Here is a 19,668-nt window from a genome sequence, read left to right as displayed (position 1 = left end):
GGTCCGGCTACGCCCCCGTCGTCACGACCAGGCGCTGCAGGACGACATTGTCGTCGATGCGCCAGACCTTCACGACATGCCGGCCAGCGGCCACCGCGGGAAAGCGCGCGACGAGCGTGCGGCCATTTTCCTCGACTGCCTTGTTCCAGTCGCGCTGGGCCTGGGTCTTGGTGTCGTTGGGGGCGGGAACGAGCGTGTCGGTGAGAATCTGCACCGGGCCGTCGTTCACCGATACGCCGATGCGCTGCTGGTTGCGCCCGGTGGTGTCGAGCGTCGGCACCAGCTCCAGTGCGACGGTCAGCGGGCCACCCTTGGGTAGCGCCACTGCATAGTCGACATGGACGCCGTCCGCCGCAGCGGTTGCCGGGCGCCCCTGCGGGAAGGTCGTCACTGCGCCCCGGGTGCGGCCGAGATGCGGCACGCGGCGCCAGTTCAGCCCCTTGCCGCCGCTGGCCGTAGTGAAGTCCGGCGCCTCGATCACGATCTGCTCGGCGGGTGGCGTCGGCGCGACGAAGACGATCGGGCCGGCCTTGCCCGCGACCCGGCGCACCGCCGGCATCACCTGCTGCTTGGGCTCCTGCCAGCTGGTATAGCCGATATGGGTCTGGGCCATCATCCCGTCCCACTTGCCGCCGTTCAGCGCGTGATAGGCGGCGGTGATCTCCGTATCGCGGGCAAAGGCGCGCTCGGCCTGCTCGGCGAACGTATTGGCGCGGGCATCGCCAGCAGCGGCCAGGCGGCGATTCCAGGCGACGGCGTAGTAGAGCCGGTAGACGTTCGCGACGGCGAGGATCGGGTGTTCGACCAGCTGGAACCATGCATCGCGCGCATCGGCGGCGACGCGGGGCTTCACCGCCGCTATGTCGCGCTCCAGCGTCTCCCATTCGGCGACCACGCGCCCGAAGTCACCCCCATCCAGCTTGCCGTCGCCGCGCACCGGCCCCAGCGCGAAGCTGTCGGCATCGAGCAGCTCCGGCTTTCGCCGCGCGGCGAGCTGGCCGTAGCGGGTGAGCAGCGCACCGACCTTCTCGGCCAAGGCAGGGCCAAACGCCGCGCCCGCCCAGCGCGCCGGATAGGCGGTCATCGCCTCCAGCGTCATCGCCTCGGGGTTCCACGCCTGCTCCAGGAAAAAGCTGAGCGGATATTCCATCGGCTTGAGGTCGCCGACATTGACGATCCAGATCGTCCGCGCGCCCCGCTGCCAGGCGAGGTCCATCTGCTGCCACGTCTTCTCGATCTGGTTGGTGTTCAGCCACTTGTAGTTGCGCGGCGCACCCACATAATCGAAGTGGTAATAGACGCCATAGCCGCCCTTGCGGTTGAGGTCGGCGGTCGCGAGCCGGCGAATCTGGCCCCAATTGTCGTCGGCGAACAGCAGCGTGACGTCGTCCGGCACGCGCATGCCGTGGTCGTAATAATCCTGCACTTCCTTGTAGAGCGCCCACATCTGCGGCGTCGCCTGGGCCGGGCGCCTGGTCACGTCCGCCAGGATGCTGCGTTGGTCCGCCACGATCTTCTCGAGCAGCCCGGTCGCGGTGCCTTCCGCCATCGCCTCGTCGCCGTCGCCGCGCATGCCGACGGTCACCAGGCAGTCATAGCCCTTGCCGTCGCCCTTCGACATCATCCGCTCGATGCCCCCGCGCCAGAAGCGGCGGAGATTCTCGGCGTTGGTCGCATAATCCCATTTGCCGCCGGTGACGCCCTGGTCGGTGTTGCGGTGCCATTCCTCCTGCGCGCGGGTCATCGGCTCGTGGTGCGAGGTGCCCATCACCACGCCCATCGCGTCGGCCAGCACCATGTTGTGCGGATCGTCGTCGTTGAATGCCTTGCCCCACATCGCCGGCCACAGATAATTGCCCTTCAGCCGCAACAGCAGCTCGAAGACATGCGCGTACATCGCGGCGTTGATCCCGCCGAAATGCTGCTTGGCCCAGCCGCTGAAGCAGGGATCCTCGTCGTTGATGAAGAAGCCGCGATAGCGCACCCGCGGCTGGTCGCGGCGGCTGCCGGGGGCCAGCGTCACGTCGGCGCGGCGGCGCACCGGCACGTCGGCGAACCAGTGCCAAGGCGACACGCCGATCCGCTGCGAGAGGTCATAGGTGCCATAGACGGCGCCGCGCCGATCCGACCCCACGATCACCAGCGCCTGGGGGATGCCGGGGGCAGGGTGATCGAGCACGACCTGGCGATAGGCTTCCCATTCGCCCTCCAGGTCGCGCGGGTCGACCCGACCCTGCCGCACCAGCGTGTCGAGCATCGGCGAGTGACCGAGCTGGGCGATCAGCACCACCGGCCCCTTCGCCTCCTCCAGCCGCTGCACGCGCTTGGGCGCGGTGCCGCCGACACGCGCGAGATCCTGGGCGAAGGCATCCGCGACATGGGTGAGCGCCGGGTCGGCACCTGCATCCACCACCAGCGTCGCAGGGACGCCGCCGCGGATCAGCTGGAAGCCGACTCCCTTGCCTTCGACCAAGGCGAGCGGCTCCGGCGCCGTGCCGGCACGCGCGCTCCCGGCGGCCAGCGTCGCAGCAGCGGCCGAAGCGTGCAACAGCGTGCGGCGATCGACCGCAAGGATGGGATCAACGGGGGAGGACATCGCAACTCCTGGATTTTCTTATCATTGATAGCGCTATCATGGCGGGCGCGCGCAAACCGGGCAAGCGCCAAAGCGGCACGCGTCCGTGCTTGCGGCCCCTTGCAGAGTCTGCCTCCGCAGCGCTAGGCGCCCCGCATGACCAGCACCTCTTCGATCGGCGCCGAGCGCCTGGCCCGCCGCATGGCGCGCGGCTGCGAGTTCCTGGGCAGCGAGGTCGCCATTCTCGGCGGCGCGATGTCCTGGGTGTCCGAGCGTAACCTCGTCGCCGCCATCTCCAACGCGGGCGGCTTCGGCGTGATCGCATGCGGTGCGATGAGCCCCGAACTGCTCGACGCCGAGATCGCCGCGACCAAGGCGCTGACCAGCAAGCCCTTCGGCGTCAACCTGATCACCATGCACCCGCAGCTGTTCGAGCTGATCGACGTGTGCGGGAAGCACGGCGTCGGCCATGTCGTGCTCGCGGGCGGGCTGCCGCCGGCGGGGTCGCTTGATGCGATCAAGGGGCATGGCGCCAAGCTGATCTGCTTCGCGCCGGCGCTGAGCCTCGCCAAGAAGCTGATCCGCTCGGGCGTCGACGCGCTCGTCGTCGAGGGCATGGAAGCCGGCGGCCATATCGGCCCGGTCTCGACCAGCGTGCTGGCGCAGGAGATCCTGCCCGAAGTGGCCGCCCAAGTCCCCGTGTTCGTTGCCGGCGGCATCGGGCGCGGCGAGGCGATCGCCGGCTATCTCGACATGGGCGCGGCAGGCGTCCAGCTCGGCACCCGCTTCGCGGCGGCGACCGAGAGCATCGCGCACGCCAATTTCAAGAAGGCGTTCATCCGCGCCTCCGCCCGCGACGCGATCGCCAGCGTGCAGATCGATCCACGCCTGCCGGTGATCCCCGTGCGCGCGCTCAAGAATGCCGGCGGCGAGCTGTTCACCGCCAAGCAGCGCGAAGTCGCGCAGGCGCTGGACCAGGGCGGCATCGAAATGGCCGAGGCGCAGCTGCAGATCGAGCATTACTGGGCGGGCGCGCTGCGCCGCGCGGTGATCGACGGCGATATCGAGCATGGCAGCGTGATGGCGGGCCAGTCGGTCGGCATGGTCACCAAGGAAGAGCCGGTCGCGACCATCATCGAAACGCTGATGGCCGAGGCCGCCCACGCGCTGGAGAAGCGCGCGGCGTAAGAGGCCGCGCTTCCCACGAACCCATCGTCATCCCCGCGGAGGCGGGGATCCATTGGCGCTGAACCCGCGGTTCTTGCCCCTAGCGTCCTGGCAAATGGATTCCCGCCTTCGCGGGAATGACGATGGTGGTTTGGCTATCATTCCGCGCCTGCCGCAGCGTCGACGACGCGGGCTATTGCGCTTTTGCTGCGCACCCGGCTTGGCGCGGGTGCGCACAATCTGTTACCGCTGATACATGGCCTTGACCGCAGCCGCCTCCGCCCGGGAAATCCTCACCCGCCTGCACGACCTGATGGCGAAACGGCTGCCGGTCCAGTCGAAGCTCAACGCCGTCGCCAATATCATCGGCGAGGCGCTGCACAGCGAGGTCTGCTCGATCTACCTGCTCCGCGAGGGCGTGCTCGAGCTGTTCGCCACGCGCGGGCTGGCGCAGGAGGCGGTGCACGTCACCAAGCTGGGGCTGGGCGAGGGGCTGGTCGGCACGATCGCCGCGCATGTCGAGACGCTCAACCTCGACGAGGCGACCAGCCACCCCAATTTCGTCCACAATCCGGAAACGGGCGAAGACCGTTTCCACAGCTTCGCGGGCGTACCGATCATCCGGCGCGAGCGGGCGGTAGGCGTGCTCGCCGTGCAGCATGTCGATCCGCGGCGCTATGCCGATATCGAGATCGAGGCGCTGCAGACCGTGGCGATGGTGCTTTCCGAGCTGATCGCCAATGCCGAGCTGATCGACGCGACGGGCGGCACCTCCACCCGGCTGCAGCCGACCGCGGCGGGCACGATTCGCGGCTTCCGGCTGGTCGAGGGCATGGCGCGCGGCGTGGCGGTGTTCCACCAGCCGCGCATCTTCATCGAGCACACCGTCGCCGAGGATACCGAGGCCGAGCGCCACCGCGTCTATGCCGCGTTCGACAAGATGCGCGAGCAGATCGACCGCATGACCAGCCAGGCCGAGTTCGGCGTCGGCGGCGAGCATGAGGAGATCCTCGCCACCTACAAGATGTTCGCCTATGACGAGGGCTGGAGCCGCCGCATCAACGAGGCGATCGATTCCGGCCTGACCGCCGAGGCGGCGATCGAGCGCGTCCAGCAGCGGACCCGCCAGCGCATGCGCGAGATCGACGATCCGCTGCTCCGCGACCGGATGCACGATCTGGAGGACCTGTCCAACCGGCTGCTGCGCATCGTCTCGGGTCAGCTCGGCACCGCCGCGCAGCTGGGGCTGCGGCAGGATTCGATCCTGATCGCGCGCAACCTCGGCCCGGCCGAGCTGCTCGAATATGACCGGCGGCGGCTCAAGGGCGTGGTGCTCGAGGAAGGCTCGCTGACCGCGCACGTCACCATCGTCGCCCGGGCGATGGGCGTGCCGGTGCTCGGCCGCGCCCGCGAAATCCGCCGCGAGGTGGCCGAGGGCGACCTGCTGCTGCTCGACGTGGGCGAGGAAAGCGTGTTCGTCCGCCCCTCGCTGGCGATGGAGGAGGCGTTCGAGGCCAAGCTGGCGCTCAGCCAGAAGCGCCGCGCGGCCTTCGCGCAGCTCAAGAGCGTGCCGCCGGTGACCAAGGACGGGCACCGGGTGACGCTGATGGTCAATGCCGGGCTGCGCGACGACGTGTCCGCGCTCGACCTGACCGGGGCCGACGGCATCGGCCTGTTCCGCACCGAGTTCCAGTTCCTCGTCTCGGCGACCTTGCCGCAGCGCGAGGCGCAGCGGCGGCTCTACCGCGACGTGCTGGAAGCGGCGGGCGACCGGCCGGTGGTGTTCCGCACCGTCGACATCGGCGGCGACAAGGCGTTGCCCTATCTCAACCATGACGAGGATGGCGAGGAAGAGAACCCCGCCATGGGCTGGCGCGCGCTGCGCCTCGCGCTCGATCGCGACGGCCTGATGAAGGCGCAGGCCCGGGCGCTGATCGAGGCGGCGGCGGGGCGGACGCTCAACGTGATGTTCCCGATGGTCTCCGAGCCGTGGGAGTTCGACGAGGCGCGGGCGCTGTTCGAGGCGCAGCATGCCTGGCTCGCGGCGCGCGGGCGCAAGATGCCGGCCGAGATCCGCTACGGCGCGATGCTGGAGGTGCCGGCGCTCGCCGAGGTGCTCGACCTGCTGCTCCCCAAGCTGCAGTTCCTGTCGATCGGCACCAACGACCTCACCCAGTTCCTGTTTGCCGCCGATCGCGCGCATCCCAAGCTGGCGCTGCGCTACGACTGGCTGAGCCCGGCGATCCTGCGCTTCCTCAAGCGGGTGAGCGACGCGGCGCGCGCGGCCAATGTCCCGGTAGCAGTGTGCGGCGAGATGGGCGGGCGGCCGCTGGAGGCGCTGGCGCTGATCGGGCTGGGCATCGATCGGCTGTCGATCACGCCGGCCGCGGTGGGACCGATCAAGGCGATGCTGCGCTCGCTCGATCGCGGTGCGGTGATGGCGGCGATGGACGAGATGCTGCGGCACCCCGAGGCGCCCTTGCGCGACGTGCTGACCGGCTGGGCAGAGGCACAGGGCGTCGAACTGGCCTGACCATCCACCGGAATGATTTCCTCCCGGCGTTGACAGCAACACGGCCGGGAGGGCATCCCCTGCAGCATAAGGCGGACGGTCAAGGGTCTAACGCGTTCGCCGGAGGACAGAATGCAAGGCGACATGCCCGAAGAATCCACCCCGTCCACCGTGCGTCCCGGCGAGCGTCTGCGCGCCGCGCGCGAAGCCATGGGGCTGGATTTGCCCGAGATCGCCGCGCGCACCCGCATTCCGCAGCGCCACCTCGAAGCGATCGAGCAGGGCACCTATTCGGGGCTGCCGTCGATCACCTATGCCAGCGGCTTCGCCAAGGCCTATGCCCGCGCGGTCAACGTAGACGAAGTGTCGATCGCGCACGATGTCCGCGCCGAGCTCGGCCAGATCGAGCGGCCCGCCATCACCCCCGAATATCCACTGCAGGAGCCGTCGCGCGCCGCGCCCGGCGGGATCGTCTGGCTGGGCGTGATCGTCGCGCTGGTCATCGTCGCCGGCATCGGCATCTGGTACGGCACCGACTGGTTCCGCGGCGGCAGCGCCTCGCAGGGCGACAGCCTCGTCCAGCAGCTCGAACCGACCCCCAGCCCCACGGCCGCCGCCCTCGCGCCGACCCCGACGCCGACCGTCCCCGCGGTCGAGCACGTGACCCTCGTCGCGCGCGGGCCCGCCTGGATCCGCATCACCGACGCGACCGGCAAGAAGCTCGCCGAGAAGGAACTGGCCGCCGGCGAGCGCTACGAGGTGCCCGACGATGCCGACCATCCGCGCATCCGCACCGGCCGCCCGGACCAGCTCCAGGTGCTGCTCAACGGCAGCGAAGTCGCGCCGCTCGGCACCGAGGTGAAGGTGGTTGAGGCCGAGCTGACCTCGTCGGCGCTGCGGGCGCGTGGCCAGCCGGGTGCTACCCCGTCGCCGACGCCGGACGCGACCGCCGCCGCGACGACGCAGCGCGACCGCCCGCTGCGTCGCCGCAGCACGCCGCGCACCGACGGCACCGACACGACCGCCGCGCCTGCGGCTACCCCGCCCGCAGGCGACACGCCCAACCCCTGAGGGGGTGGCGCAAGCGGGCGCCGCTTGGCTATAGCGGCGCCACGCCTCCGTTCCCCGGGAGGCGCGTAAGGATTGATCGACGATGCGTATTGCTCTCGCAGCGGCACTCGCCTTTGCCGCATTCGGCTTCAACGGCACCGCGATGGCGCAGGCCCAGGACGGCAATGTCGGCCCGCGCGTCGACAAGCTGGAGCGCGAGATGCGCGCGGTGCAGCGCAAGGTGTTTCCCGGCGGCGCGGGCATGACCGTCGAGCCGCAGATCACCCAGCAGGTCGACAACACGCCGCCCGGTGTGCCCGCGACCACGCCGCTTGCCGACCTGACCCAGCGCGTCGCTGCGCTGGAGAGCCAGTTGCAGACGATGACCGGCCAGATCGAGCAGAACCAGTATCGCATGCGCCAGCTGGAAGAGGCGTTCGGCGCGTACAAGGCCGCCACAGATGCGCGGGTGAAGGCGCTCGAGACGCCGCCGCAGCCGGTGGCCGACGCGATGCCGACCGACGGCGCCGTCGCGGCTTCGGGCGATTCCGCCGCTGCCCCGGCGCAGCCTTCGGGCGATCGTGCCGCCAAGGTCGCGGCGGTGGGCAAGCCGAGCACCGGCGATGCGGGCGAGGACCTGTATCTCTACGGCTTCCGCCTGTGGCAGGCGAAGCTCTATCCGGAAGCTGCCAAGGCGCTGGAGCAGTACAAGGCCAAATATCCGACCGGCAAGCGCGCCAGCTTCGCGCGCAACCTGCTCGGGCGCGCCTATCTCGACGACAACAAGCCCAGCCTCGCCGCGGTCGCGCTGTACGAGAACTACACCAAGGATCCCAATGGCGAGCGCGCGCCGGACAGCCTCTATTACCTGGCCCAGGCGCTGGTGAAGCTGAACAAGCCGTCGGGCGAGGTATGCAAGGTCTATGACGAGCTGAACAAGGTCTATGGCCCCGGGCTCTCGGCCGAAATGCGCGCGGGCGTCGCCAAGGGCCGTGCGGATCAGCGCTGCAAGTGACGCGTCGCTGATCGACGCGATCGCGGGCGCGACCGTCGCCCGCTTCCTCGCCGACTGGCGCGCGACAGCCGGGCAGACGCCCAGTGCCGAGGCGCCGGTCGGCGTTGCCGTTTCGGGGGGCACGGACAGCCTGGCGCTGCTGCTCCTCGCCCGCGCTGCGTTTCCCGGTGCCGTGGTCGCCGCCACGGTCGATCATGGCCTTCGCGCGGAATCGGCGGACGAAGCGGCGTTCGTCGGCATGCTCTGCACGCGCATCGGCGTACCCCATGCCGTCCTGCCGCCGCGCCCGGACATGCTGGCGGGCGGCAACCTTCAGGATCGTGCGCGGGCGATGCGCTATCGCTGCCTTGCCGACTGGGCCACGGCCGCCGGTGCGCCCTGGGTCGCGGTGGCCCACCAGCAGGACGATCTGGCCGAGACCTTCCTCCTCCGCGCCCGGCGCGGGGCAGGGCTGGGCGGGCTCGCCGCGATGCTGCCCCGCCGGCGGCTGCGCACGGGCGCGCCGACCTTGCTGGTCCGCCCGCTGCTCGGCTGGTCGCGCGCCGAGCTGGCTGCCCTGGTGGATGCCGCCGGCATCCAACCCGTTGACGATCCGTCCAACCGCCACCCCCGCTTCGACCGCAGCCGGGTCCGCCGCCTGCTCGCCGAAACCCCCGAGCTGCCGCCTTCGCGGCTCGCCCTCGCCGCCGCCAACCTGCGCGATGCCGCGGCCGCGCTGGACTGGGTGATCGATCGCGAATGGCTAGCGCGTGCCGAAATTCAAGGCAGCAAGGTCGCGCTCGACCTCGCCGAACTTCCCGGCGAACTCCGCCGCCGCCTCGTTGTCCGCGCGCTCAAAACCGTGGCCGACGCCCCGCCCCCGCGCGGTTCCGGGCTTGACCGGCTGATCGCCGCGGTGGATGCCGGGAAGGTGGCGACCTTGGCCGGAGTCGTGGTGCGACCGGGGCCCCGCTGGCGCTTCGCGCCGGCGCCCCCGCATCGATCACCATGATCGACGTTGTTCCATTGTCATTGACGCCGCCGCGCCTATCTTAGGGCTTGAAAGGTACCGGGTACACGATGAGCGATAACGGCAAGCAGCAGGGTCCGGAAAACGGGGGCAACAACCCCTGGATGAAGAGCCTGCTCATCTGGGTGGGTATTCTCGCAGCCCTGGCGCTGTTCGTCACCTTGTTCGACACCCGCACCGCGCAGCCCACGGGCAACGCGATTCCCTATTCGACCTTCCTCGACAAGGTACAGTCGGGCGATGTCAAGGATGTCAACATCGCGGTCGGCTCCGGGGTAATCACCGGCAGCACCAGCGAGGGCAAGTTCCGCACGAACAACCCGGGCGATCCCAAGCTGGTCGAGACGCTGCGCACGAAGGGCGTGGTGATCAACGCGCGTCCCGAGGACAGCCCGTCGATCTGGCAATATATCCTCGTCCAGTCGCTGCCCTTCCTGCTCTTCCTCGGCATCGCCTTCTTCGTGCTGCGCCAGATGCAGAAGAATTCGGGCTCCGGCGCGATGGGCTTCGGCAAGAGCCGTGCCCGCCTGCTGACGCAGAAGGAAGGCAAGGTCACCTTCGACGACGTCGCCGGCATCGACGAGGCGCGCGAGGAGCTGCAGGAGATCGTCGAGTTCCTCAAGGACCCGTCGAAGTTCGCACGCCTGGGCGGCAAGATTCCCAAGGGCGCGCTGCTGGTCGGCTCGCCCGGTACCGGCAAGACGCTGCTCGCCCGCGCGATCGCCGGCGAGGCGGGCGTGCCCTTCTTCACCATTTCGGGTTCGGACTTCGTCGAGATGTTCGTCGGCGTCGGCGCGAGCCGCGTCCGCGACATGTTCGAGCAGGCCAAGAAATCGGCGCCGTGCATCGTCTTCATCGACGAAATCGACGCGGTCGGCCGGTCGCGCGGCGCGGGTCTGGGCAACCAGAATGACGAGCGCGAGCAGACGCTGAACCAGCTGCTGGTCGAGATGGACGGCTTCGAGGCGAACGAAGGCATCATCATCGTCGCCGCGACCAACCGCCCCGACGTGCTCGATCCGGCGCTGCTGCGTCCGGGCCGCTTCGACCGCCAGGTGCAGGTGCCGCGCCCCGATATCGAGGGCCGCGTAAAGATCCTGCAGGTCCATATGAAGAAGGTGCCGATCGCACCCGACGTCGATGCCCGCGTCATCGCGCGCGGCACGCCGGGCTTCTCGGGTGCCGATCTCGCCAACCTCGTCAACGAGGCGGCGCTGCTCGCGGCCCGTCGCGGCAAGCGGCTGGTGGCGGCGCAGGAATTCGACGACGCCCGCGACAAGGTGCTGATGGGTGCCGAGCGCCGCAGCATGGTGATGACCGACGACGAGAAGCGGATGACCGCCTATCACGAAGCCGGCCACGCCCTGGTGTTCGCGCACGAGCCCACCGCCGATCCGATCCACAAGGCGACGATCATCCCGCGCGGCTTTGCCCTCGGCATGGTGCAGCCGCTGCCGGAGCGCGATTCGTACAGCTATCATCGCGACAAGATGCATGCCGATATCGCCGTGGCGTTCGGCGGTCGCGTCGCCGAGGAACTGATCTTCGGCTATGACAAGGTGAGCTCGGGCGCCTCGAACGACATCATGCAGGCGACCCGTCTCGCCCGCGCGATGGTCACCAAATGGGGCCTGTCGGACAATCTCGGCCCGCTCGACTTCTCGGAGAGCGAGGACAGCTTCACCGGCTATTCGGTGCAGCGTTCCAAGCCGATGTCGGACGAGACCGCGCGGCTGATCGACGCAGAGGTCAAGGCCTTTGTCGAGAAGGGCCTCAACCGCGCGCGGCAGATCCTGGGCGACCATACCGACCAGCTCCACACCATCGCGCTGGCGCTGCTCGAGTACGAGACGCTGACCGGCGAGGAGATCAAGAAGCTGATCGCCGGCGAGACGCTGGATCGCGGCGACCCCACCGGCACGCCGGGCATGCCGGCAGTGGGCGGCACCTCGATCCCCAAGACGCGCAAGCTCAAGGATCCGTTCGGCAACCCGGCACCGCAGGGGGCCTGAGCGGTCTGGCATTGCCAGGTTCCGCTTCGCACCTTTACAGAACGCTCCCGGGAACCTCTCCCGGGAGCGTTTTTCGTATGCGACGACTGTTTCTGGCGGCCGGTGGACTGATGCTCGTGGCGGTGCCCGCCCAGGCGATGAGCGTCGCCGAGTTCCTCGCCAAGGTGAACGCGCTCAAGGCCAAGGGCGCGATGGCGATGTTCTCCTCGGATATCGGGGTGCTGAAGCAGGAGATCGAAGGCGCCTCGACCGCCTATCGCGGCGATCTCGCCGCACAGGCAGCCGCGGGCAAGAAGCCGAGCAGCTGCCCGCCGCCCAAGGGGCAGGCGAAGATGCGCAGCGACGATCTGATCGCCGCGTTCGAGAAGATACCGCCGGCGCAGCGGAGCATCAGCGTGAAGGCCGCCTTCGCCGCGATGATGACGCAGCGCTTCCCGTGCAAGTGAGCACGTAGACACGGGAGATCGCGGCGACGTCTCTCCCCCTTCCGCAAACGGGAGGGGGACAAAGAAGGCAGGGGCGGTTGCGCCCCTATTCCCCCTTGGTCGTCGCGTTCGGGTTCGGCCCGCCTTCGTAGTTGACATGGCTCTGCCCGCCATGGCCCATCAGATGGCCGGGCCCCTCCTTCTTTGCCTTGTCCGGATAGGGGTTCGGATAGGCGCCGCCTTCGCTTTCGCCCTGCGAGCGGCCATGGGTATCGACATCGGAGACGCCGTCCGGCCCGCCCTTGTGGGCACCCCCGCCGCTCGCCTGCATCGGCTGTTTGTCGCTCATTCGCCAAGCTCCTGATTTTTGTGTCGCTGTGGCAAGTCAACGAAGCGGCGCGCACGGCCGTTCCGCTGATCGGCCAAGTCGTTCAGCGCTGCCCCGCCAGCCATGTTGAAGAAGCCGGAACGATCCGCATAGTTGCGTGCGAAAACTGTCCGAATTGATGCAAGTTATGATGAAAATCGGTCGGCAAAAGCCAAAGTATATGAACCATGTGGAAGCCCATCCGCTCTGTCCTTGTACCCATCCAAGGAGAGACGGCATGTTCATGCACAACAAGCGCCTGCAATATACCGTGCGTGTAGCCGAGCCGAACCCGGTGCTCGCCTCGCTGATGCTCGAACAATTCGGCGGTCCCGATGGCGAGCTGGCGGCGGCGATGCGCTACTTCACCCAGGGGCTCGGCGAGGACGATGCCGGCCGCAAGGATCTGCTGCTCGACATCGCGACGGAGGAGCTGAGCCACCTGGAGGTGATCGGCTCGATCGTCGCGATGCTCAACAAGGGCGTGAAGGCGCATGTCTCCGAAGGCGACATGGAAGAGGCCGAGCTCTACATGTCGCTGACGCAAGGCGGCAACAGCCACACCCAGGCGATCCTCTATGGCGGCGGCCCGTCGCTGACCAACTCGTCGGGCGTGCCCTGGACCTCGGCCTATATCGACAGCCGCGGCGACCCGACCTGCGACCTGCGCTCGAACATCGCCGCGGAGAGCCGCGCCAAGATCGTCTATGAGCGGCTGATCAATCTCACCGACGATGCCGGCATCCAGGATGCGCTCAAGTTCCTGATGACGCGCGAGGTGGCGCACCAGAAGTCGTTCGAGAAGGCGCTCTACGCGATCGAGGACAATTTCCCGTCGGGCAAGCTGCCGGGCGTGCCGGAATATGCGAGCATGTACGTCAACACCTCGCAGGGCGAGGGCGACATGCTCGGGCCGTGGAACGACGGGCCGGAATGGGACCGGGTCGACGATCTGCAGCAGGTCCTGCCCGTTGACGATGGCGACGGCACGCCGACGGTGACGCTTGGCTCGGCGGATACCGCCGCGCTGTCGCAACTGGCGGCGCGGACCAAATCCGATCCCGAGACCAATCCGACCACTGGTGCCGATCTGGCGGCCGGCCCGGGCGCGGGGCGGACCAAGACCGACGTCGATGCCTGAACCTCTTCCCGGCCGGGCGCTTGCTCGGCCGGGCCTGGTCCTTCAGCCGAGCACCTTGTCCAGATAGGCGTTCGACTGGTCGCGCATCGCCTCGATTCGCCCGCCGATCGCCGCATCGAGCGGCACGTCGAGGATCGCGCCCAGGTCGATCCGCGCGCCGGGCACCAGCAGGTGCCGTTCGGCGCCGAGCAGCTCGGCCAGGTCGCGCACCTTGTTCATCCGGTCCAGCGCGGGCGCACAGGCGAAGGGTGTTTCGTTGAGCAGCGCGAACACGCAGCCATGGAAGAAGTTGGTCAGCACCGCCTGCGCGCCCGCCATCGCCGCGGCGAAATCGTGCGGGCCGGCGTCGAGCCATTGTTCGTCGGCCCAGTCGTTGCGATAGCCGATGCTGATCAGCCGGATTCCCCGCGCAGTTGCCCAGCTGCGGGCCGCCGCCGCAAAATCCTCTGGCATGTCCATGCCATAGACCAGCGCGTAGCGACCCTCCGGCACTGGCGTCGCCGCATCGGGCTGGGGCGGGAATTGCAGGCAGGGATCGAGCACCACGGTCGGCGCCTTGCCGATCGCTTCCGCCACCAGCGTCCGGCTGTTGACGTCGCGCACCGCGATGCTGTCGAACCGGCGCAGCTGGTCCTGCCAATAGGGATCGAGCCCGGCTTCGGCGTCATAGCTGCCGAAGCTGGCGGCATAGGCGGCGACGCATTCGGCGTTGAGCCCCTGGCCGAAGAAGATCGAGGCGCCGCCATACCAGGGGTGGCGCAGGTTCCAAACCTCGTCGCTTCCGACCAGCACGGTATCGACATGCGGCATCTCGATCGGGTCGACCAGGTCGAAGCCGGGCGACAGCGGCAGCGCATCGACCGCGCATAGGAACTTGCGGAGCTTGGCACCGTAGCGGCGGCGATCCTCGGCACTGGCAAGCGCCGGCAGCATCGGCTGCAGCGCCCTCCGCCACTCCGCGCGGGTGACGCGGGGGGACTCATGATCGAGCAGCATCACCCGGTGGCCGCGCGCATGCACGCCTTCGGCCAGGCAGCGAGCCTGCCAATAGGAGCCGTAATTGATGCAGCGGTGGAAGGTGAGGATGCCGACGCTGCGCGTATCGCTGCGCAGGTCGTAGAGAAGCGTCGAAGAATCGTCGGACCCCGGAAGTTTCATGCGCGCGCGCACCCGGTGCCGAAAACGGCCGAAGCCATGTGCTGTCCTCCCTCTGGTTTTGCCTTGAACGAGGGGGAGGGCGTGCGGTTGCGCGTTAAGCCTAAAAATTGAAGGTTAACGCCGCCGCTGACTTGTGCGCGGCGCCTAGCCGCATCTAGTGGCCAACGCGCAGCTAGGCTCAAGCGAACTCGGTCTCCTTTCGGTCGACGCGTCGTGCTGGACATTTCTCCTGTAGCACCGCCCGCGGCCACTCGGTGCCCAAGAGCCTTCTAGCGCGCGGGTCGGCGGCGATCGCTAAATCGCGTCGGCGCACACGATCGGCCGGATCATGAAGGGGCGCTTACCACCAGCGCCTCGGTTCGGCGGGCTTCGCAGCCCATGGCGCGGGGGTTGCGCTACGATCGATATGCCGCACAACCTCCCGCGTCGATGGAAACCTATACCCATCGAAAGGTTGGCCGGTGCGTGTCCAATGCGGGTTATAGAAGGGGTCTTCGAACAACGCCGCTCCCCAACGGCGATGAACGACACCGAGCTCTTCGAGATCCCAAGCGACTTGACCCTGCGTCACATTCAAGCCGCGGCTTTTGGATTCGTGGTGGATCAAGCGTATGTCGCCGGTCTGCACGATACGGTGTCCCAGTGCCCGCAGTCGCAGACAAAGATCGACGTCATTGAAGGCAATCGCCAAGTGCGATTCATCAAATCCGCCGACTGCATCAAACGCACTGCTCCTCACGGCAAGAAACGCGCCGGTCACCGCAGCTGCGCATCGCGTGCGATGCCAGCGCCCTCCGGGGCCAGCCTGGTCGGCATGATGTCCCACGCCCTCGTGCACCGGCCCCCCAGCGCCCATCCCGAAAACCATGCCGGCATGCTGAATCGTGCCGTCCGGGTAGGACAGCAGCGCGCCGACTGCCGCGACCCCCGGATCGTCGAAAAGGCGATGCAGGACCGCGTCCCACCCGGGGGTCAACATGGTCGTATCGTTGTTGAGGAATACCAGAATGGGAGCACTTCGTTCTGCTACGGCAAGATTGTTAGCCCGTGACCAGTTGAAGGGTTCGTCCAGGTTCAACGTACGGGCGATACCGGCCGTCGAATAGCGACGGAGCAGTCGCGCCGTTTGCGGCAGGATGCTGCGATTGTCGACGATAGTGATGTCCAGCAGATCGCGACGTCGCGCCTGTCGGCGAATACTGGCGACCGCGTCGCGCAGCAATGCCGGCTGGTCCCGCGTCTGCACGACGACATGGATGCGGTCCTGCGGAACAGGCGAACTTGTCGCCACCGCCGGGCTGGAAGCACTCTGTGTCCTGGCATCCGGTAGCGCGTTTCGTGCTTCTCGTGCCATCTCGCGGACGGAAGCCAACAGATGGGGAATGTGCGCTGCACCGAGCTTCGCCGCTGCGGCAAGCAAGCGACGTTCGCCGCCGATCTCAACGGGAAGGCGTGCCGCATCGATCAGCAGCAGCGCAGGCGCGGTATTCGGATCAGCAAACCAATCTGGATCGAACATGGGCTGGAAGCTGGGCATGGAATACTGCCGCCCGGTGCGCCAATCATCGATGCAGCTATCATGATCAGCATAAGCGAGGGCGCACCCGGTACGCGCTGCTGCAAAGCCGAACCAACCGATCGCCTGCCGCTCTAGAACCAGTCCCGCGCGCGCTAACAAGACATGGCCGTGGTCAATCTTTTGCGGCGGAGTCGCCACGAAGGCAATACGGGTATCGATCGCGGTGATGCCCGCCACGGGATGGCAACAGGTTTGTGCGTCGGCAAGCACCGTCGCCTTCCAGCCGGGATCTGCGGAGTCCCGCAAGCTGCTGAGCGTTACTCGAATATCGACCGGCAGAGCTCCACGCGCATCGATCAGAACATGGATCGGTGCGACGAGCCGCGGCTCGGGCGGCGGCGGCTGGATCATCAGGCACTTGCGATAGGCGTCGTAGCGAGCGGGCGCATAGACCTCGCCGCGCTGCCTCTCGATAACCTCGTCGAGCCACGAAGGTTGATCGTTCATGTCTACGGTTGGGTCGGGGGCGTGCAAATCGGCAGAAAGGCCTTCGGGCAAGCGGTCGCGCCCACCCAGCGCGAGCAGTTCGGCTATCGCCGGGGCAAAGCCGGGGTCGACCGCTACCGCGCGGGCGCAGCTGTCGAGTGCTTTTGCACGCTCCCCCAATCGTCGTTGGACACCCGCAAGGTGCAGCAGCGTGTCGGGGACGTCGGGGGCGAGGGCCAGAGCCCGCTCATAGGCCGAGCGGGCGCTAGTCAGTTCGCCCAACGCCTTTTGAACATGGCCATATTGCACCCACGCGGCTATCGCGTTGGGTCTGGCCTTCAAAAAGGCAGCATAGTGATCCGCGGCGATCGACCATGCGGCATTGCGGGCAGCCTGGCGGGCGGCGCGCAGATGCCGATGGGCGAACATCCAGTGAATTAACGAACGCATCGCGCATCACCACGTACGGGCGGCTCTATCTGGTGGCGGCATCTCATTTGCGCTATCCCTAGCGACGATTCGGTGCCAACGCCAAGACGATTGCACGGAACGCGTTTTTGGGAGCATGTTTGGTTTTAGTGCTGGTTGCTCGATTGCTAAGATCCGCCAGACTGGCACTAAAGCGCGCATTCCCAGATGCCAGAATGCGGGGCGATGCTGCGCGTGCGCGCGGTGATTGGGCGGCAGCAGCACGCGAATATGGACGCCATTGCGCGCGCCGCCCACGCGACGCGGCGATTGCTGTGCAATGGGGGCATGCCCTCAAACAGTCGCAGCAGTTCGATGCTGCGCTGGCGGCATATCGACACGCGCTCCTGCACCGTCCGGAGGATGCAGACCTGCTGCTTAGCATCGGTCACCTGCATAAGCTGCGCGGCGACCGCGAACGCGCCTTCGATTTCTATCGCCAAAGCGCCGCGCGCGACGGTAACCGCCATGCAATGCTGGAGATCGACGCGCTCCAGCAGGCCGGCGTGGCGTATGAGGAGACCTCCGATGAGGCGACCCTCGTAGGATTTTTCCAAGCCCATATGCACGCGTTGCACGTCGAGGCGGTAAAAGGGATCTCGCTGATCGACCATCCTGGCGGCCGGATCGAAACGCGGTCAGGGGCGGCGCGCGTGATTGCTTCTCCTGCGCATGGTACCGCGCGCTCGGCTCGGCTCGGCATGCTGACGATCGATGTCCAGCCTTTCGACCCGGCGCATCGCCCTCGTGGGATCGTGATGCTCGACTATGGCGCTGGCTTCGACGAACGGTTCGCCATCGTTTTCACCGTGACGTCAGATCCGGTCCTCGTTCCGATCGTCAGGCCCGATCTGCTCGTCGCCATCGCGTGGACGCCAGATCGCAAGGCCAACGTTCTGCATCCGCCTACCATCGTTTTTCACGCGGAGGCCACCCTTGACGCGCCATCCGGAACCGAGACGATCGCTGCAGAAGATGCTGCGCGCGCTAGTTGGGAAATGATGCCGCCCGATCCGCACATCGGCAGCGACTACCGCAGCTGGTCGGCGAGGTTCGAACTCCCTGCGTTCGAGGACCGGGAGGCTATCATGCACATGATCGAGGAGATGTCCTATCGGCCGACATTCTCGTTCGTCATGCCAACCTACAATACCCCGATCCCCTTGTTGCGGGCTTGTATCGATTCAATGCTCGCACAATCCTATCCAGATTTCGAGATCTGCATTGCCGACGATGCTTCACCCAATACCGAGGTGATGGCGACGCTCGAGGCATACAGCGCGGGAGATCCGCGGGTAAGAATCATTCGACGTAGCACAAATGGACATATTTCGGAGGCTAGCAATAGTGCCCTCGAGCTGGCACGCGGCGCGTTTGTTGTGCTGGTTGATCACGACGACCTACTTCCTGATTATGCACTCGCCGTCGTTGCTTCGTATTTGAATCGCTATCCCGATGCCGACATCTTGTATTCCGACGAGGACAAGATCGATCGCCACGGCTTGCGCTCGGCACCGTATTTCAAAGGCCGTTGGAACCGCTTTTTGATGTACGGGCACAATATGGTCAGCCACCTCGGCGTCTATCGGCGAACCTTGGTCGAAGCGGTCGGCGGATTTCGGGTCGGGTTCGAAGGCAGCCAGGATTATGATCTGCTGCTGCGGTGTTACGAGCGCAGTTCAGATGACCGTGTGATCCATATTCCACATGTGCTGTATCACTGGCGGATGATCCCGGGTTCGACGTCTGTGTCGGCCGACCAGAAGGATTATGCGTGCCTTGCGGCACAACGTGCGCTCAACGAGCATTTCGCCAGATGTGCCCTGCCGATGCGATCGGTTCCAGGGTTCGCGGCCGGATTGACGGGCGTCACGCCGCATGCCGTTCCGCCCGCCAACGTGACGATCGTCATCCCCACCCGGAACGGTCTTGCCTCGCTCAGGCGGTGTATCGACGCGATCCAGGCGACCGAGCGCGAGGCGACGAATATCGTAGTGGTCGACAACGATAGTGACGATCCGGCGACGCTTTCCTATCTCGAAACGCTTGTCGCAAAAGGTGTGGCAAGCGTTGTGCGTGATCCGCTGCCGTTCAACTTTTCTCGCGTCTGCAATATCGGCGCTGCAGCGGCGCGGGGCGACATCCTGTGCTTCCTCAACAACGATACCGAAGTTCTGGCGGCGGATTGGATCGTTCGCGCGCGCATGTTGCTGGCGCTTCCGGATGTCGGGATCGTTGGCGCACGCCTGCTTTACCCGGATCGAACGCTGCAGCACTTCGGAATCGTGCTTGGCATGGGGGCACATGGCATTGCCGGGACGCCGCACGGCGGCATTGCCGAAGATGCCCCAGGCTACTTCGGAAAAGCTCGCCTGATGCAGGAATTCTCCGCCGTAACTGCCGCGTGCCTGTTCATTCGGAAGACGGATTTTGAAGCGGTAGGCGGTTTCGACACAGAGTTTGCGATCGCCTATAATGATGTCGATCTATGCCTGCGGATTGCTGCGCGCGGTTTGAAGATCGTAGGCGACCCTGGCATTCTGCTGCTACACGCCGAAAGCACGACCCGTGGCGACGATGTCATGGGGGCAAAGGCAGCTAGGCTCGCGCAGGATGCGGAGCAGATGCGGGAACGCTGGGGTAACCAGCTGAACAACGATCCATATTATTCGCCCAACCTAACACTCGAACGTTCCGACTTCAGCTTGGCTGTGCCTCCGCGTGTCGCGTTTCCGTGGCAGGCTGCGACGCATTAGGCATAGAT

13 protein-coding genes are annotated in these 19,668 nt (G+C 66.8%); 9 read left to right on the top strand and 4 right to left on the bottom strand.

The window, feature by feature from the left end:
* Window positions 1–7: 7 nt before the first annotated feature.
* Complete coding sequence (locus tag ABIC65_RS19630) at window positions 8–2,596, bottom strand: glycosyl hydrolase 115 family protein (RefSeq protein WP_354310963.1); 2,589 nt, start codon at window positions 2,594–2,596, stop codon at window positions 8–10.
* Window positions 2,597–2,731: 135 nt separating this feature from the next.
* Here ABIC65_RS19630 and ABIC65_RS19625 point away from each other — a divergent pair, with 135 nt between their 5' ends.
* From ABIC65_RS19625 to ABIC65_RS19595, 7 genes are all read left to right on the top strand, one after another.
* Window positions 2,732–3,763: an NAD(P)H-dependent flavin oxidoreductase gene (locus tag ABIC65_RS19625; protein WP_354310961.1), complete on the top strand. Its 1,032-nt coding sequence runs from the start codon at window positions 2,732–2,734 to the stop codon at window positions 3,761–3,763.
* A gap of 235 nt (window positions 3,764–3,998) precedes the next feature.
* Window positions 3,999–6,275 carry a phosphoenolpyruvate--protein phosphotransferase gene (gene ptsP, locus ABIC65_RS19620; protein WP_354310960.1) on the top strand — a complete coding sequence of 759 codons (2,277 nt, stop codon included), beginning with the start codon at window positions 3,999–4,001 and terminating at the stop codon, window positions 6,273–6,275.
* A 123-nt stretch (window positions 6,276–6,398) separates the two neighbouring features.
* Entirely contained in the window at window positions 6,399–7,325 is a 927-nt protein-coding gene (locus tag ABIC65_RS19615) for a RodZ domain-containing protein (RefSeq protein WP_354310958.1), read from the top strand.
* 82 nt (window positions 7,326–7,407) lie between these two features.
* The gene (locus ABIC65_RS19610) at window positions 7,408–8,319 is read left to right on the top strand and encodes an outer membrane protein assembly factor BamD (RefSeq protein WP_354310957.1); all 912 of its coding nucleotides are present in this window, start codon (window positions 7,408–7,410) and stop codon (window positions 8,317–8,319) included.
* Complete coding sequence (gene tilS, locus ABIC65_RS19605; RefSeq protein ID WP_354310955.1) at window positions 8,297–9,310, top strand: tRNA lysidine(34) synthetase TilS; 1,014 nt, start codon at window positions 8,297–8,299, stop codon at window positions 9,308–9,310. Before ABIC65_RS19610 ends, tilS begins: the two co-directional genes overlap by 23 nt.
* Window positions 9,311–9,378: 68 nt before the next feature.
* Window positions 9,379–11,340 (top strand): ATP-dependent zinc metalloprotease FtsH, encoded by a 1,962-nt coding sequence (gene ftsH, locus ABIC65_RS19600; RefSeq protein ID WP_354311189.1) that lies wholly within the window; start codon window positions 9,379–9,381, stop codon window positions 11,338–11,340.
* 77 nt (window positions 11,341–11,417) lie between these two features.
* The gene (locus tag ABIC65_RS19595) at window positions 11,418–11,786 is read left to right on the top strand and encodes a hypothetical protein (RefSeq protein ID WP_354310954.1); all 369 of its coding nucleotides are present in this window, start codon (window positions 11,418–11,420) and stop codon (window positions 11,784–11,786) included.
* 85 nt (window positions 11,787–11,871) lie between these two features.
* On the opposite strand, the gene ABIC65_RS19590 is transcribed toward ABIC65_RS19595, so the two are convergent.
* Window positions 11,872–12,114 (bottom strand): hypothetical protein, encoded by a 243-nt coding sequence (locus ABIC65_RS19590; RefSeq protein ID WP_354310953.1) that lies wholly within the window; start codon window positions 12,112–12,114, stop codon window positions 11,872–11,874.
* 256 nt (window positions 12,115–12,370) lie between these two features.
* On the opposite strand from ABIC65_RS19590, the gene ABIC65_RS19585 reads away from it, so the two are divergent.
* Window positions 12,371–13,273: a manganese catalase family protein gene (locus ABIC65_RS19585; protein WP_354310952.1), complete on the top strand. Its 903-nt coding sequence runs from the start codon at window positions 12,371–12,373 to the stop codon at window positions 13,271–13,273.
* A 42-nt stretch (window positions 13,274–13,315) separates the two neighbouring features.
* On the opposite strand, the gene ABIC65_RS19580 is transcribed toward ABIC65_RS19585, so the two are convergent.
* Both ABIC65_RS19580 and ABIC65_RS19575 read right to left on the bottom strand, forming a co-directional pair.
* The gene (locus tag ABIC65_RS19580) at window positions 13,316–14,431 is read right to left on the bottom strand and encodes a polysaccharide pyruvyl transferase family protein (protein WP_354310951.1); all 1,116 of its coding nucleotides are present in this window, start codon (window positions 14,429–14,431) and stop codon (window positions 13,316–13,318) included.
* Window positions 14,432–14,771: 340 nt separating this feature from the next.
* The gene (locus tag ABIC65_RS19575) at window positions 14,772–16,886 is read right to left on the bottom strand and encodes a glycosyltransferase (RefSeq protein ID WP_354310949.1); all 2,115 of its coding nucleotides are present in this window, start codon (window positions 16,884–16,886) and stop codon (window positions 14,772–14,774) included.
* A 194-nt stretch (window positions 16,887–17,080) separates the two neighbouring features.
* Here ABIC65_RS19575 and ABIC65_RS19570 point away from each other — a divergent pair, with 194 nt between their 5' ends.
* Window positions 17,081–19,660 (top strand): glycosyltransferase family 2 protein, encoded by a 2,580-nt coding sequence (locus tag ABIC65_RS19570; RefSeq protein WP_354310948.1) that lies wholly within the window; start codon window positions 17,081–17,083, stop codon window positions 19,658–19,660.
* Window positions 19,661–19,668 lie beyond the last annotated feature (8 nt).

This window comes from Sphingomonas trueperi (assembly GCF_040545665.1).
Lineage (GTDB): Bacteria > Pseudomonadota > Alphaproteobacteria > Sphingomonadales > Sphingomonadaceae > Sphingomonas > Sphingomonas trueperi_B.
Note: the sequence above shows the minus strand (reverse complement) of the source record. Positions and strands in the feature narration are given on the sequence as shown.

Coding starts and splice junctions, on each gene's coding strand:
- ABIC65_RS19630 (WP_354310963.1), bottom strand. CDS start 2,596: ATGTCCTCCCCCGTTGATCCCATCCTTGCGGTCGATCGCCGCACGCTG.
- ABIC65_RS19625 (WP_354310961.1), top strand. CDS start 2,732: ATGACCAGCACCTCTTCGATCGGCGCCGAGCGCCTGGCCCGCCGCATG.
- ptsP (WP_354310960.1), top strand. CDS start 3,999: ATGGCCTTGACCGCAGCCGCCTCCGCCCGGGAAATCCTCACCCGCCTG.
- ABIC65_RS19615 (WP_354310958.1), top strand. CDS start 6,399: ATGCCCGAAGAATCCACCCCGTCCACCGTGCGTCCCGGCGAGCGTCTG.
- ABIC65_RS19610 (WP_354310957.1), top strand. CDS start 7,408: ATGCGTATTGCTCTCGCAGCGGCACTCGCCTTTGCCGCATTCGGCTTC.
- ftsH (WP_354311189.1), top strand. CDS start 9,379: ATGAGCGATAACGGCAAGCAGCAGGGTCCGGAAAACGGGGGCAACAAC.
- ABIC65_RS19595 (WP_354310954.1), top strand. CDS start 11,418: ATGCGACGACTGTTTCTGGCGGCCGGTGGACTGATGCTCGTGGCGGTG.
- ABIC65_RS19590 (WP_354310953.1), bottom strand. CDS start 12,114: ATGAGCGACAAACAGCCGATGCAGGCGAGCGGCGGGGGTGCCCACAAG.
- ABIC65_RS19585 (WP_354310952.1), top strand. CDS start 12,371: ATGTTCATGCACAACAAGCGCCTGCAATATACCGTGCGTGTAGCCGAG.
- ABIC65_RS19580 (WP_354310951.1), bottom strand. CDS start 14,431: ATGAAACTTCCGGGGTCCGACGATTCTTCGACGCTTCTCTACGACCTG.
- ABIC65_RS19575 (WP_354310949.1), bottom strand. CDS start 16,886: ATGCGTTCGTTAATTCACTGGATGTTCGCCCATCGGCATCTGCGCGCC.
- ABIC65_RS19570 (WP_354310948.1), top strand. CDS start 17,081: ATGCGGGGCGATGCTGCGCGTGCGCGCGGTGATTGGGCGGCAGCAGCA.